The organism is Rhizobium leguminosarum (assembly GCF_002953715.1).
Classification (GTDB): Bacteria; Pseudomonadota; Alphaproteobacteria; order Rhizobiales; family Rhizobiaceae; genus Rhizobium; species Rhizobium leguminosarum_V.
The window spans coordinates 3264476-3279306 of record NZ_CP025012.1 but is presented as its reverse complement, the minus strand read 5'-3'; the positions used below and the strand labels follow the sequence as shown (position 1 = coordinate 3279306).

Here is a 14831-nt window from a genome sequence, read left to right as displayed (position 1 = left end):
TAGCTCCCATTGCCACGGCAATGACTGCCATAAGGATACACGTTGCAACCCCTCATATCCCGCCCTCTTCGAGAGGTGCAGGACAACGCCGCTGTCTACCGCATCGAGACCTGACAGCAAGGCGAACTAGGTAGCCATCTGCTGCAGACACAGCGTCCAGCCCAGCGGGGATTCGTGAGCTGCCGATCCGTCCTGGTCGGCATCGATCCGCATGAACGAGACCACCCAGTCGGCCGACATGGCACCTGGAACGTCCTCGGCCACAATGATCGAAATGATTTTCTCGACCGTGTCGAGACCGCTGCGGGTCGACCGGCCTTCGCGTTCCAACGTCCAGAGATAACGTGTCGTCATGTCCCGGACTTACGCCGACGGTCGGACCCGTACAAGGCTGTCTCGACGGCTTCCACAAGCTGCTCAGGCGAGGCCGGCTTCATCAGAAGATGACCTTCTGCGAACGCGGGTTCCAGCTCGGAAACGGATTCCGTCTCGCCCGAATAGACAATGAACGGAATGTCGGAATCGACGAGATGCCGCGCGACGGCAGTGCAGACGCCGTCCGAGAGGCGAGGGTCGACGATTGCGGCGGACGGCGAGTTTTCCTTCAGCCAGGAAAGGGCGTCCGAACCGGTCGAGAGCGTTACGAAGCTGCGCTGGCCACATTCCTCCAGAACCGTCTCGATATCGAGCGCGATGAACGGTTCGTCTTCAAGGATGAGGATCGTAGGCATATTTCTCCTTCTGGGGCAGCGCAAGAGTATCGAAAACGACCGTGCCTGTCACTTCCGACTGAAGTCCGAAGATCCGTTCGGAGAGTGTCCGTCAGTCAAAACTTCGGCAATATGGAGCAAGTGCCACAAGAAGATTTTGATCAAACCCACAATCCGATAATGTGTCACGAGCGAGGTCGACTTCTCAGAACGGCCCACACACAGGAGACGTCGGAGCGTGATCGAGAAATCAATACGCCGACGCCTCGTTGCGATCCTTGTCGCGGATGTCGTCGGCTATTCGCGAATGATGGAAGCCGATGAGGCTGGGACATTCGAGACATTGAAGGAGCGACGAAGGCATGTGCTCGACCCGGTGGTGCGCGCGCATGGAGGGCGCATTGTCAAATTGATGGGCGACGGCGTGCTGGTCGAATTTGCCAGCGCGATCAGGGCCGTCGAGGCGGCCCTCGAGCTTCAGCGGAAGATGACGGAGGCGAATGCCGACATTCCAGAACCCCGTCAGATCGTACTCCGGATTGGCATCAATATAGGCGATGTGATCGGTGAGGGCTCAGATATCTATGGTGAGGGGGTCAATATCGCAGCGCGGTTGGAAACGCTCGCCGAGCCGGGCGGCATCTGTATATCCGAAAAAGTCCACAATGAAGTTCGGGGCAAAATTTCCATCACGATGAAAGACTTGGGACTCGTGCAGCTCAAGAACATCGCTGCGCCAGTCAGGATCTTTGGGATCGAGACGTCTCGCGCACTACCCTCGGCTACGCTTGCTCGCGACAAGGGATTTACCACCGTCGCCGTTCTACCCCTCACAAACATGTCGGGAAACGCGGAACAGGACTATTTTGCCGATGGCATCACCGAAGACATCATAACCGAGCTGAGTCGCTTCAAGAATCTTTCCGTCGTAGCCAGGAACACCACGTTCAGCTACAAGGGCCAATCGGTGAACGTTGCCGAGGTGGGCCGACAGCTCGGCGCGGATTTCGTCCTCGAAGGTAGTGTTCGGATGGCCGGCCAGCGCATGCGCGCTTCGGTGCAATTGATCGATGCACAGACCGGCGCTCATGTCTTTGCTGAGAAATTCGATCGCGAGATGGCGGACATCTTCGCTGTTCAGGATCAAATCGTCGAGGCGATTATTGGCCGCTTGTTTTTCAACCTTCAAGAGATCGCCGGTATCGTGCGCGGAAGGACTTCCACGACGAGTATCTCCGCCTATACGTCGTGGCTCCGAGCAGGAGCGGCCTGGCGCAATGGTGACGAACAGGGTGCACGCGAACACATGCACGAGGCGGTCCGTATCGACCCGACATACGCGCCCGCTCTCGCTTCGTTGGGGTTACTCTACGCTTATTGGCGGTTCAGTGAGCCGAGCGCCGCAACAGATGCCGAACTTGAGATTCAGTGCCAGCAGTTCGCCGCGCGTGCAATCGCGGCCGACAAGACTGATCCCTTCGTCCTTACCAGCGTCGCTGCGTGTTTTTTGCTCGTAGGGAGAATTGACGATGCCGTGCGCTACTCTGACATTGCGATCGCCATGAGTCCGCATGACATAAATGTCCTTGTCGCACGAGGAATGATCGTTGCCTATGCGGGGAGGCACGATGAAGGCTTGGCTCTTGTTGAGCGGGGGTGCAAGTTCGAGCCGCTCCTGCCTCCGGCCTTCGTTTCTAGTCTCGGGGACTGCTACTACTTGGCGCGCAGGTTTGATGCTGCCCTGGCAGCATACGGAACCCTTATCAATCCGCCATATTTTTTCAGGTTGAACCAGGCGGCCTGTCTCGCCCAGCTTGGCAGGGTAGAGGAAGCTGCAGTCATAGCGCGGCAGAAGCCCGACACGTTCGACGCCACTGTCTATGCCCGCAATACCGTAAGGTTATGCGCCCTATCAGGCGATGGGGAACTTTGGTTGGATGGCTTCCATAAAGCTGGAGTGTCCGTTTCTCACATTGTTCCATAGGATACTGTGAAGGGATAAGCTGTCGAAGGACGAGACTTCCCATCCGCATGAATGAGGCAGGCATGGCTTTGATGCCGAGGAGGCGCTGAGGCGCGTCAGACTTATCGTTCCGATGCTGGTTGCCGACGTGCAGATGGTCGTGCTGTCGCACGCCGTTCCGGAAGCTAGCAACGACATGATCCCGAAAGGGATAAAGGGACATTGGACCGAATTCAACGAGACGGACGACGCAGCCGAGGCTCGAATTCCTAACGTCGAAACAGCGTGCAAAGAGCCATCCAACCGGCTAACTTGTCGCCGATCGGATAAGATATCAAAGCCCATGGACGATAAATCGCAAGCGAATTCCCAAGACGTTGCGACGAGCGCTGGCGAGGTTCCTCGTAATGCCCCGACACCCAACCTTTCTTTCGGGTCTGCTCTCGACGACCTCGGGTTTCGACAACTCGGGAAGCGGGCGAAAACTCACCTGCTGCTAAGCGGAATCGGGTTTAGGTTGCGGGGCGGTGAGCGACTATGATCGATGTCTGGGATGTCAGGACGTTCGATGCCGATCTCCATGAGATGCTTTCTGCCAAAGCTGAAGTCATCATCGGCTATATGAAGACAGACTTGGAGATCACGCTCGCCTATGACTTGGCGAGTGGTCTCGATCGGCCGATAACACGGCCCCTCAATCCATATGCGTCCGCCTTCCAGCACTTTCGCGAGGCGCTCGATCTGGAAATGCGAAGCCGCACGATCCGTGCATATCATTATAGCCGCATGACGGACGAGGAGGTCGGAACGCTTCGCGCCGATGGCGTGCGAGTGTCGACCCTGTCATTGCTCCGAGGTCGCCTGGATGTGCTGGTGCGCGCCGGGGCCCTTGCGGCAACGGCCGCCGATACAATGTTCGAGCAGAGCCCCTTTCACTCGCAGCCATCACGCTCGGGAAAGTTCTGGATGGCTTCCCACCCGATTTCGCCGGACGACGGGGGCGTCGAACCTTTGTTGGCGCATTGGGGCGGAGAAGTGGCTTCCATGTTCCTCGACGATGAGAGCGTGCTTTCCTCGCTAGCCGAAACAGGAACGCCACGAATTCTGGAAGTGGCGGTTCCGATGTCAGCAACCACGCACAGTTACTCGGCGGCCGTTGCCGTCGTCGCGACGTTCGGCAGGGCAATAGGCGGTATTCCAGAAAAGAGCGCCTTCGATCTTTTCGTCACCTCTGACTTGCCGCCTGCTGCGCTTATACGGGTCCACAGTGAGGGCGAACTTCCATTCGCCAATATGGGAAGAAGTTACCCCGTGGGATACATTGACGTGGATGTCGGACGCTGGAAGGAACTCACAGGTGAAGATGACTGAGGCAGAACGTGCGTCCGACGATCATGTGTCATCGCCAGATAAGTTTCCGAAAGCATGGCCAACCATCAAGGTAGCCTTGGCCGCGGATGCCTCTCCTGAACAATGGGACCTTGCCATTCAGAACTGCCTGGATACGAGGTTTAGGCTTCGTTACTTCGATCCGATCGAGGGGATAGATCGGAGCCGAAAACTCAAGGGCGAGGGCTTTTTAATCCTAACCATCCAGTGCTCGGTGGTCGAATTCCTGGCCTCGTTGCGCCGAGGCTGGAATTACAGGCAGGGTGCGGAGTGGGGAGTAGATTACGAATATGGGGGCAGCAAAAGACTGTTTGTGGAATTCCTTTGCCAGAACCCACCATTTTCGGACTGGTTTCCGGCGGAGGCCAGTGCGCGAGTGTTTTACGGGGATATCCGATGCGGGCTTGTTCACGAAGCGCAGACGAAAGACGGCTGGATCGTCAAGGCAGGTCGCTCGCGATATGCGTTGATCGACTTCGAAACTAAGGTCGTCAACCGTGACGCATTCGGAGATGCGATTAAAGCCTATCTCATCGACTACCGCCATGCTCTTCGAGGCGATTATGGTCTTCAGGAGGCTTTCAAGCGAAAGTTCGACAACCTCTATAGTCATGCCGCTTTGGCACCGGGGTTCGCTAACGGCAGCTGATATCGTCCTGCAATCGTACCGTCCGCATCGCGGTACCGACCAGATATCCGTTTTGTCGAAAGCGGACCGATAAGCCTGCTTTGCAAGACAAACCGTTTGCCGGTCGCCCAGGATGACCTACCGAGGTGTGCCGTAAGTTTGCCGAACGCTGATACCGTGAAGTCATTAACACCCGCATAGCGCATACTGCTAAGCGCACCTGAAAACGGCCTGTGACCCGGAGGTCATAGGCCAATCACTTTGTTGCGTGCGCGCAGGGTCTTCGACGCGCCCGAAGCCGCAGACGGGCGATCGGTTGTGCTCGAGTACAGCCGACCGTGCGTCGTGGCGAGATGCCACGCGTCGAACAGGTGATCTCACCGCCCAGCGCGACGGGAACATAAGAGAACGTACGGGTGCGTCCGCGGATTTATTAAAGACCTCCGGGTGGCGGCACAGAGCGCAGCAGAGGTGGCCCATTGGATGAAAAATTCACGCCAACGGCGCGATCGATGAAGAGCATTTCAACGACCCTTGGGGTTAACTGCCATTGAACAAACCGCCGATCGCCCAAGCTCTGAGGGGTCATGGTGCTGAGAGAACCGTTCGTTGTCGGATAGCGTCGGCTTGCGCAGAATAAAAACACCAATAAGGTGCGTTCCCACACAACTTGGAAGCTGTTGCGCGATTCGATGGCTTGGTGGGGATGTCATTGACGATAATCGAAGACCTACTGACAGTGCCCGAGCGGGAGAACGGCGGGCGGACAGCCTATGACCGGTTCGACTTCCAGACGGCTTGGGGCCTCATGAAGGTAATTTCGCTGCACTCTTCTGGCGCGGAATATGCGGTGGCTTTCGAGTTTCACGATGATATCGCTGAGCTGGACAGTCTCTCGGCACCGACACGTTTGAGTTTCTACCAGGTCAAGACGACGAAGAGCCCAAGCTGGAGCCTGGCGAAGATCAGCCAGCGGACGAAGTCGGGCGAAACGCGCAAGCCTTCTTACGCTGGCAAGATGTTTGACAACGTGGAGCGCTTCGGCTCGACGGTGGACAAGGTGGTCTTTGTAAGCAACCGGCCGCTGTCGGAGATGTCCAGCGAATTGACCGAAGCTCCATTCAGTGCGGCGGAAAAGGCCAAGCTCGACAAGTTCATAACTGCCTTGGGAATCGAATGCTCGGGATTCAAATCGACAGATCACCTGCCGCTCTTCCATTTTTCGGATTGCGGCCTTCACCTTGATACCTATGACCAAACGCTACTCGGCATCGTGACGAAGTTCCTCGATGATGCCATCGGAAGCGGGATCGACTCGCGCGCCTTCAATTTCATTCTCGTCGACGAGTGCAGGCAAAGGTCGAAGAAGCTTGCCGATCTGACCGGGATCGACGAACTGAGGAAGTCCAAATTCCTGACGCGCGCCGATATCACGGGGAAGCTGGAGTCATTCCAAAAGCGTCGCCAGCATCGGCCAGACTGGAACTCGGTCGCCTCTTATCTGAACCTGCCGTTCGCCCAAGCGGCCCGGATAGAGAGGGAGTGGCGCAACTACGAAATGTCGCGCTTTGAACGGCCGTATGCGTCGGGGCTCGAATTCGCCGATGCGGTCAAGAATATCGTTGTCCCCATTATGGAAACGGCGTCCACTATGTGGGACGGGGTAGTGCAGTCGCTCCCTGCCGTCCGAAGCCTTATACGGCAGAGGTTCGGCGACATGGCGGAAGACTTCGAGCATGCCGTCATACTTTATGAGTTCAAGCGATGAGTGCGACCGATAAATACCAACTGCTGATACGGAATCTGAGAAAAAAGAACGATGAGAAACTTGCGCTTCGAAAAGCTGGAATTGCTGTCGCTCGTCGAACGGACCGCGAGGGCGATCGAGTTCCATCCGAAGCTGACGGTGATCAAAGGCCCGAATGACGTCGGAAAATCGTCTGTAATCAAGAGCCTGTACTGGGCCTTCGGCGCAGCGCCGAAATCCATTCACCGGAAGTGGAACGACGCCAAGGTAAAGGCGATGGTCACCTTCACGATCGACGGTGTCAGGCACTCCATCCTCCGGACAGGCGACACCGTCGCCGTGTTCGATGGCGAGGGCAAGGCTCTTATCTGCACCAGAAATATCACCAAGGACCTTGGGCCGTTCATCGCCGGCATGCTTAAGTTCGGCCTCGTCTTTTCAAACCGGCAAGGCGAGCCCGAGATACCGCCTCCGGCATTCGCGCTACTTCCATTCTACGTGAACCAGGAGGGCGGATGGGAAAAACCGTTCAACTCCTTCGATCACCTGGGTCAGTACGTCGACTTCAAGAACTCGGTCATCGACTACCACTCCGGCATTCTCGGAAACGAGTATTACGAGCTTGCGGCGGAGCGGCGGAAACTTCAGCTTGAACAGGAGGCACTGGCCGCCGAGCGCAGAACTATTGGCAAGGCGGTTGCAAAGCTCGGTCTCGAGGCCGACTTCTCGGGTCTGGAGCTTACGCTCGCTGACCATGAGGAGGCCATCCAGGGGCTACTGGTCAGGCTCAAGGACGTACGAGCAATTAGGCAGACCCGCGCGGCCCAGCTCGCGGAAGTTCTGGACCAGCGAACGGCGCTGGACAGCCAGGTTCGTATCGCGAAGGAGGCGATCTCCGAACTCGAGAAGGACGCGAAATTCGCCGCCTCCCTGGAGGCCCAAGAGATACTTTGCCCGACGTGCGGGACTGTTCATCAAAACGACTTCGCCAACCGCTTCGGCATTTTGGACGACCGCGAGGCGTGCTTCGAATTTCTCACCAGAAGTGGGCAGGAGATGCGCAAACTGTCAGAAGCTGTCGGCAAGGCGCAGCTGGAAGTGCGCGCGGCCGACACCACCATTGCGGAAATCCAGACGCAGTTGGACGAGAAACGAGGTGACGTCAGTCTCCGGGATGTCATCAAGATGGAAGGCCGTCGCGCCGCCGCCGGTCTTTTCGACGAGCAACTCACCGAACTGGACAGGCAGATCGGCAACTACGCAAGCCGCATCACCGAGATCGAAGACAAGCAGGACACTTTCAAGGACAAGGACCGCAGGGAGAAGGTCGAGAACTTCTATGCGGTCCTTATGCTGCGCTACCTGCGCGAGTTGGATGTTTCGGCGATCGATCATGCGACGGTTTCCAAGATCAACGGCCGCATCAGTGATACCGGGAGCGACCAGCCTCGGGCGGTGCTGGCATATGATCTCGCGTTCCTGAAAACGATCTACGAGTTCAAGGGGTCGTTCACGGCTCCGATGATCCTCGACAGTCCCAACCAGCAGGACCAGGATGCGGCCAACGTCGCCGCCATGATCAAGCTCATTATCTCGGAACGCCCTGACACCGGCCAGACCATCCTCGGGACAGTGTCGATGCACGGGGTGGAAGTCGATGACGGATTGGTGCTTGAGTTTGACCAGAAGCTTTCGGTGCTCAGACCGGAGGAGTTCGATGGTATGAACGACCGGATGCAGGCGTTCTTCACTCAGATGCAGGCATGATGATCTGGCACAATGAAAAACCGCCTTTTGTTCACCCGGAGGTGAGAAAGCCAAATTTTGTTTCCAGAATATCGCCTTGACCACTTCTCGAATATTTCCAGGTACCTTAGGCCACTCTACCGGTTGCTTTCCGAAAGCCGGCCTATCGAGGCTGCTTTTTTCGAAGACTTCACGGGGAAGGGCGAGCCAAGTCGGTACAAACTGCCGCGGGTGCTGCTATCGACGGACGAGACGTCCCATCCGCGTGAGAGGCAGGCATGGCGTTGAATACCGAGGAGGCGCTGAGGCGCGTCAGACTGATCGTTCCGATGCTGGTGGCCGACGTGCAGACGGCCGTGCTGTTGCACGCCGTTCTGGAGGCTAGCAACGATACCATCCCGGAAGGGATGATGGGACATTGAACGGAATTCAAAGAGACGTACGACGCAGCCCAGAACTCGCTTACGCTAAAGCTTGCGTTGGACATCGCCCGCATCTTCGTTCTCTCGACGTTTCCAAGATTTCCTGTCGAGGAGCAGGACGCCGAGAAGAAATCTCGGTTGGTTTAGAGCGCGACCGCAGCCAGGGCGAGGCTTTGTCACTAACTGCGGAAGTCATATGTTGCCAAATTGGCAGCCAAGGTGAAAAGCCGGCACTTTTTTAATGTTTGCCGGCGATACCTGTGTCCAGGCCAAGCGCCTACCCACCGGGCAGCGACTGCACAGTGGGAACCTGCAACGGGCTCGGCTCTAAAACTGGGCCCGTTATTGACTGAAGCCGCTGACGGTTGCCCTGGGCACTGTTGCGGTTCGCTTGGAGACAGCCAGCACGCCTGCAAGCGTGCGGGCCGTCGAGTACCAAGACCAAATGCTTGCCTGACTTTGCGGGTCAGCCTGCATTTTTGTGAACTACCGCTCTGACATACGTTAGTTGGTCAGCACGTTTGTCGCGTGCTGGCCAACTGCTACGCTGACAAGCTGGGGGTGGGCCACTGGTCGTGCGTGCCATCGGAACTGCCCCGGATAGTAAATTCCAGGAAGAGGGAAGAACTCGGTGATACGGGCGTACGCCGTCATGTTCATTGTTGCGACGGGTACAGCCAGGCATATCGACAACGCAGCAATTGTAAGATGCTCGCGAAAAACTGGCCAGTTTGCCGACGGATTGCCGATCCACAAATCCTTGAGCTGCTTGCACGCAAGCATGGCGGCAAGCATCTCGGCGACATCCGGTGTCATTCTGTCGAGGTAGGTGTGCGTGCGAAGGGCAGTGTTCAACGCATCCGTCAATTTGAGGGCTTTGTCCCGCTGTGCGCGCCTGATGTTTTCGATGCCCCACATGATCTCGGTGACTGTCGGGAAAGCCAACAGAACCGAGTTTGCGTCGAGGAACGACAAGACCTCTTTGTTGGGCCGGGGCTTCATAATTTCGCTGTGCACACAGCTCGTTGCGATAAATTCCATTTACTGACTCCATAAGAACGAGACCGGAATATCCGGTCAGGTCCGTTTATGGCCGGAAATCACCGGCGAACCGTAAACAGGAAGCCGAGTTCTGTTTTTTCTGGAAAAAGATTTCAGGGAGACTCGGAATTGCCGACTTCGCTTCCAACGCCTGCCCGCTGCTAAATGAGAATGGGTGGCACGCGATGTTTAGCTGATTGGCCAACGGGGCGTTCGTGTCCCTCGATCGCCAGTCCACGTCGGCACCGAGTGTGACAGGATTTACCTTCAAAAAATTGACGAGAGCTTACCGCCTGCAAGAATGCAATCCGGTAGTTGTAGGCGGTTGCCGTCCATCCAGAGGAGTGGTTCTAACACGCCCTTCGCCTCATTACCCTCAATGTCAGTAATAGCTCCCAAGAGGGGCGATCAATGAATGATGCCGAACGAAGGCCGATACTCTTGGAAGACCTGAAATCGTTGGTCTATCAACCTGAGTGCGGCACATGCGAAATCGCACGCGCGAGACAACGACGCACTCTTTAGGATTTGAGGGTCCGCCGCGACGAATTTGATGTTGTTGATCGTCTCTGCATTTGGCGAGACGATACCGATTGCCGTGCGTGTGAGTGAAGCCAAACGGTCGGCGAGTGTGCTGTGCGGCTTCGGGTCGCCACCCCCGACAAAAGCGAATGTTATCGCTGCACCAGTCGGTCGCTGAACGGTGCCGTAATAGAAGCCTTCCACATAAACGTTCGCGGAGCCTCCTATGTCGCACTGCCGGCCAAAATGGACATACCGCCTTGTCCCGGCCGGGAGCCCTTGTGGCATCGCCGTATATAATCCTGCTTCATGTGTTAGGCCCGCAATTGAGCCACTCAGGTCCGTCATCTCTTCACCTGCTTGTCGCCATTGGCGATCGACCGACTGCAGCCGCTCAAGGAGTCCAATACGGTACTCAAAAAGCGCGGGGCTCATGTCGGTTTCTCCAGCGTACGAATGAATAGTGCCACCGGTCTGCTCGGCAGCTATTGAGCAACCAACCAGACTTGCCTCAAGCGATCTCGCATGTTGCGCAAATTTGTCGGGGTAGAAGTTGGACAGCTCTGAAGGGCGGTTCGGCATGAATGATCTCCGCAAGGAGGAGATCATTCCATCGAGCGATGAAAGCGACAAAAGGCGGCCGTCTTCAAGCCGCATTGCTGAAAATGATTCGCGACGTGCCGCCAGGGGACGCCTGCCACGCCTACCGCGTCTACTCTACTCAAAATCACTGATTCAATATGAAGGACAAATCTATCGGATCATAACTGGTCCAACCACGGGCAATTACGGACAAACCTGCGGCGCAAGATCACCGTAACCTATGTGTCCAGAACGGACCCGGAATGAAGTGGCGCACCCGACAGGATTCGAACCTGTGACCTTTGGAATCGGAATCCAACACTCTATCCAGCTGAGCTACGGGTGCATGCCGAAGGCGGTTTGAATCGCCTGTCCGATGGGTGGTTCTTAGCCTAGCTTGCGGCCGGCTTCAATCGCGAAATTCTCAGAAATACGGGTGCTTGCGGTTTAACGGGTGTTTTTATCTGTCGGCCTGGGAAGGTTACATAAAAACTCCGCCGGCCTTGCGGGCGGCGGAGTGTGATTGTCGCGGGCTATCGCCTTGCGGTGGTCAGATCTGCATGGCGCCGGGGCCGGGGATGGCCTTTGACGGCACCTTGCCGAGGATGATCATGCCGAGGACTTCGTCCTTGGTCACGTCCTCGGTGCGGGCGTGGCCGACGACCTGGCCGTTCTTCATCACCGAGACGCGGTCGGCGAGGTCGAAGACGTCGTGGATGTCGTGGCTGATGAGGAAGATGCCGATGCCTTCTTTCTTCAGCTGCTTGATCAGCTCGCCGACCTGCGCCGTTTCCTGGGGGCCGAGGGCGGCCGTCGGCTCGTCCATGATCAGGATGCGGGCGTTGAAGAGGATCGCACGGGCGATCGCCACCGATTGCCGCTGGCCGCCCGAGAGCGCCTTCACCGGCTCCTTGAAGCGCTTGAAGTTGGGGTTGAGCCGCCCCATCACCTCGCGGGCCGAGGCTTCCATCGCGACGTCGTCGAGCGTGCCCCAGCGGGTCTTCAGCTCGCGGCCGAGATAGAGGTTGGCGGCGGCGTCGACATTGTCGGCGACAGCGAGCGTCTGGTAGATCGTCTCGATGCCGTATTTCTTGGCATCGCGCGGATTGCGGATGTCGGCCGGCTCGCCGTTGATCAGGATCTCGCCGCCGTCACGCTTGTAGGCGCCGGAGAGGATCTTGATGAGCGTCGACTTGCCGGCGCCATTATGGCCGAGCAAGGCGACCACTTCGCCGGGGTAGAGATCGACCGAGGCATTGTCCACGGCGTGAATGCCGCCGAAGGAGATCGAGATGTTTTTCAGTTCCACGAGGGGAGTGCGTTGATCAGCCATGTCTAGGGCTCCTCTCACTTGGCACGGGCGCGGTAGACGGTGTCGAGCCAGACCGCCACGACAAGGACGGTGCCGACGACGACGCTCTGCAGCGGCGTATCGACATGCGCAAGCACCATGCCCGACTGCAGCGACTGCATAACGAGCGCGCCGAGCATGGCGCCGGCGATGGTGCCGGTGCCGCCTGCCAGCGACGTTCCGCCGATGACGGCGGCGGCGATGGTGTAGAGCTCGTCGAGCGTACCCTGCGAGTTCGTTGCGGCATTGAGGCGCGCGGTGGAAATCGCCGCCGCAATGGCCGCGAGAATGCCCATCAGCGCGAAGATGCGCACGGTGACCCAGCGCGTCTTGATACCGGCGAGCTCTGCCGCTTCGGGGTTGCCGCCGATTGCGAAGACGTAGCGGCCGAAGCGCAGCCTTGTCGCGATGAAGGTCATGATGATGCCGACGACGATGGCGATCAACACCGGCACGGCGATGCCGTAGGGGATATCCAGGCCGGTTTCGGGCCAGGGAATATTGTTGGTCTCGGCATATTTCTTGGCGATGTTGATCGGCCAGTAATAGCTGTTGGCGATCCAGACCGCGCCGAGGATGAGCACGCAGCTCAGGACGGCGAGGAAATATTCAGCCCACATCGGCCGGCGCGGGAAACCGAAGCGCCGGCGCTGCCGGCGTGAGCCGACGATGCTTGCTATCACGAAGAGGCAGGCGCAGATGCCGACGATCCAGCTCCAGGTGGCGCCGATCGAGCCTTCGGCGCCGCCCCCCATGATGCGGAAGGTCTGGTCCATCGGGGCAACCGTCTGGCCGCTGGTGACGAGCCAAGTGGCGCCGCGCCAGACGAGCAGGCCGCCGAGCGTGACGATGAAGGAGGGAACGTTGAGGAAGGCGATGATGATGCCCTGGAAAGCGCCGATCAGGCAACCTGCCGCCAATCCGACCAGCAGCGTGATCGCCCAGGTGAAGGGGCTGTCGAAGCCGATATATTCCGGCAGGATCTTGGCCTGCGTCACGCCCATGATCATGCCGCAGAGGCCGAGCACAGAACCGACCGAAAGGTCGATGTTGCGGGTGACGATGATCAGCACCATGCCCGTCGTCATGACGGCGATGTCGGTCGTCTGGACCGAGAGGTTCCAGAGATTGCGCGGGGTCAGGAAGAGGCCGCCGGTGATGATGTGGAAACCGATCCAGATGATGATCAGCGCGCCGATCATGCCGAGCAGACGCGTGTCGATCTCGGTGGCGCGGAAAAAGCGGGTCACCGGACTGGCTTCCGCCGCTCGCGGTCCGCTTGATGTTGTGGATTTTACCATTTCGGCCATGGGTTTGCCGTTCCCCCATTTTGTTTGGACGGACGCGCCGGAGTGCTAGAGGCTGCCATCGGCGTCATGCGTCTGTTCTTCAACTCACCATCGTGATGCTTCCGGAAGCCGGTCGCGTGGCGTCGCGACACCCTTCCGGCAGGGAATGAAAACCCGCGATGGTGCGGCGAGGCGGAGAAAACTTCGTCGTTGGAATTCTCATCCGCGTCCGGCGCCGCAACGGTGTTCCGCTGCGGCGCCGGCAATTCCAGTTTACAAGCCTTGGCTTACTTGCAGGCAGCGACGCTGTCTGCCTTGACGCCCTGGCACGCTTCCGCCTTGGAGATCCAGCCGGCGTCGATGACGACGTTCAGGTTTTCCTTGGTGATCGCAAGCGGCTTCAAGAAGACCGACTGCATTTCGACGCCCTTCGGGCCGCCCTTGAAAGCCTGGGCGCCGTCGATCTTGCTCATGTCCTTGCCGCCGGCGAGGTCGAGAGCGATTTCAGCGGCGCGCTTGCCGAGTTCGCGGCTGTCCTTCCAGACGGAAACCGTCTGCGTGCCGAGAGCGATGCGGTTGAGGGCTGCCTTGTCGCCGTCCTGGCCGGAAACCGGAACGGAGCCGGCGAGGCCCTGTGCGTCGAGAGCAGCGATCGCGCCGCCGGCGGTGCCGTCATTCGATGCGACGACGGCGTCAACCTTGTTGTTGTTGGCGGTCAGGAACTGCTCCATGTTGCGCTGAGCGTTCTCCGGCAGCCAGCCGTCAGTATAGGCCTCGCCGACATTCTTGATCTTGCCGGCGTCGATGGCGGCCTTCAGGACTTCCTGCTGGCCCGAGAACAGGAAGTCAGCATTCGGATCGGAAGACGAGCCCTTGATGAAGACGTAATTGCCTTCCGGCTTGGCCTTGAAAACGCCCTCGGCCTGGAGGCGGCCGACTTCCTTGTTGTCGAAGGTGATGTAGAAGGCAGCCGGGTTTTCGATCAGGCGGTCATAGCCGACGACGGGGATGCCTTCCGCAGCGGCCTTCTCGATGGCCGGGCCGATTGCATCGGAGTCCTGGGCGAGAATGATCAGCGCGTTGGCGCCCTGCGAGATCAGCGATTCGACGTCGGTAAGCTGCTTTGCGGCAGAAGACTGCGCGTCAGCGGAAATATACTTGGCGCCCTTGGCTTCGAGAGCCTTCTTGATGGCGGCTTCGTCCGTCTTCCAGCGTTCTTCCTGGAAATTTGACCAGGAAACACCGACGACGAGATCGGCAGCCATGGCAGCGGTATGCACGGAAACGAGGATGGCCGCGCCGGCCATCAATTTCAAAATAGACTTCATAATGTCCTCCCGAGTGGATTGCGACCGGCCCAGCCCATGCTTCCTCCGGCCACCGCGAAAAGCTGTCGAGAAAAGGTTCGGATTTTTTTCTCGACAGTCGAGAAATTTAGTGT

Annotated in this window: 13 protein-coding genes and 1 tRNA gene; 6 read left to right on the top strand and 8 right to left on the bottom strand. The window is 58.1% G+C overall.

Features of this window, described 5'->3' with window-relative positions; genetic code table 11:
* Positions 1-126: 126 nt before the first annotated feature.
* Together CUJ84_RS16515 and CUJ84_RS16510 are read right to left on the bottom strand one after the other, a co-directional pair.
* Positions 127-354 carry a hypothetical protein gene (locus tag CUJ84_RS16515; protein WP_105006998.1) on the bottom strand — a complete coding sequence of 76 codons (228 nt, stop codon included), beginning with the start codon at positions 352-354 and terminating at the stop codon, positions 127-129.
* Positions 351-731: a response regulator gene (locus tag CUJ84_RS16510; RefSeq protein WP_105006997.1), complete on the bottom strand. Its 381-nt coding sequence runs from the start codon at positions 729-731 to the stop codon at positions 351-353. The genes CUJ84_RS16515 and CUJ84_RS16510 overlap by 4 nt, the downstream gene beginning before the upstream one ends.
* A 217-nt stretch (positions 732-948) precedes the next feature.
* Here CUJ84_RS16510 and CUJ84_RS16505 point away from each other — a divergent pair, with 217 nt between their 5' ends.
* The 6 genes from CUJ84_RS16505 (at position 949) to CUJ84_RS37990 (ending at position 8605) form a co-directional block, all read left to right on the top strand.
* A complete protein-coding gene (locus tag CUJ84_RS16505) occupies positions 949-2694 on the top strand; it encodes an adenylate/guanylate cyclase domain-containing protein (protein WP_105006996.1) in 1746 nt (581 codons plus the stop codon).
* A gap of 516 nt (positions 2695-3210) precedes the next feature.
* On the top strand, positions 3211-4044 hold the full coding sequence (locus tag CUJ84_RS16495; protein WP_105006994.1) for a hypothetical protein: 834 nt from the start codon (positions 3211-3213) through the stop codon (positions 4042-4044).
* Positions 4031-4711, top strand: coding sequence for a hypothetical protein (locus tag CUJ84_RS16490; protein ID WP_158686942.1), 681 nt, complete (start codon positions 4031-4033; stop codon positions 4709-4711). Before CUJ84_RS16495 ends, CUJ84_RS16490 begins: the two co-directional genes overlap by 14 nt.
* Positions 4712-5360: 649 nt before the next feature.
* Positions 5361-6458, top strand: a complete 1098-nt coding sequence (locus CUJ84_RS16485; protein ID WP_210208130.1) for a dsDNA nuclease domain-containing protein — start codon at positions 5361-5363, stop codon at positions 6456-6458.
* An 81-nt stretch (positions 6459-6539) separates the two neighbouring features.
* Positions 6540-8204, top strand: coding sequence for a hypothetical protein (locus CUJ84_RS16480; protein WP_199788718.1), 1665 nt, complete (start codon positions 6540-6542; stop codon positions 8202-8204).
* 257 nt (positions 8205-8461) lie between these two features.
* The gene (locus CUJ84_RS37990; RefSeq protein WP_158686940.1) at positions 8462-8605 is read left to right on the top strand and encodes a hypothetical protein; all 144 of its coding nucleotides are present in this window, start codon (positions 8462-8464) and stop codon (positions 8603-8605) included.
* 504 nt (positions 8606-9109) lie between these two features.
* Here CUJ84_RS37990 and CUJ84_RS16475 read toward each other — a convergent pair.
* The 6 genes from CUJ84_RS16475 to xylF all read right to left on the bottom strand — a co-directional run bounded on the left by CUJ84_RS16475 (position 9110) and on the right by xylF (position 14718).
* Entirely contained in the window at positions 9110-9646 is a 537-nt protein-coding gene (locus tag CUJ84_RS16475; protein WP_105006990.1) for a hypothetical protein, read from the bottom strand.
* Positions 9647-10054: 408 nt separating this feature from the next.
* Positions 10055-10750 (bottom strand): hypothetical protein, encoded by a 696-nt coding sequence (locus CUJ84_RS16470; RefSeq protein WP_105006989.1) that lies wholly within the window; start codon positions 10748-10750, stop codon positions 10055-10057.
* 269 nt (positions 10751-11019) lie between these two features.
* Positions 11020-11096: transfer RNA gene (locus CUJ84_RS16465), tRNA-Arg, on the bottom strand.
* A 204-nt stretch (positions 11097-11300) separates the two neighbouring features.
* On the bottom strand, positions 11301-12083 hold the full coding sequence (locus tag CUJ84_RS16460) for an ATP-binding cassette domain-containing protein (protein WP_003561812.1): 783 nt from the start codon (positions 12081-12083) through the stop codon (positions 11301-11303).
* A gap of 14 nt (positions 12084-12097) precedes the next feature.
* A complete protein-coding gene (locus CUJ84_RS16455; protein ID WP_017989150.1) occupies positions 12098-13411 on the bottom strand; it encodes a sugar ABC transporter permease in 1314 nt (437 codons plus the stop codon).
* Between the two features lie 266 nt (positions 13412-13677).
* Positions 13678-14718 carry a D-xylose ABC transporter substrate-binding protein gene (gene xylF, locus CUJ84_RS16450; RefSeq protein ID WP_018073829.1) on the bottom strand — a complete coding sequence of 347 codons (1041 nt, stop codon included), beginning with the start codon at positions 14716-14718 and terminating at the stop codon, positions 13678-13680.
* Positions 14719-14831: the final 113 nt, after the last annotated feature.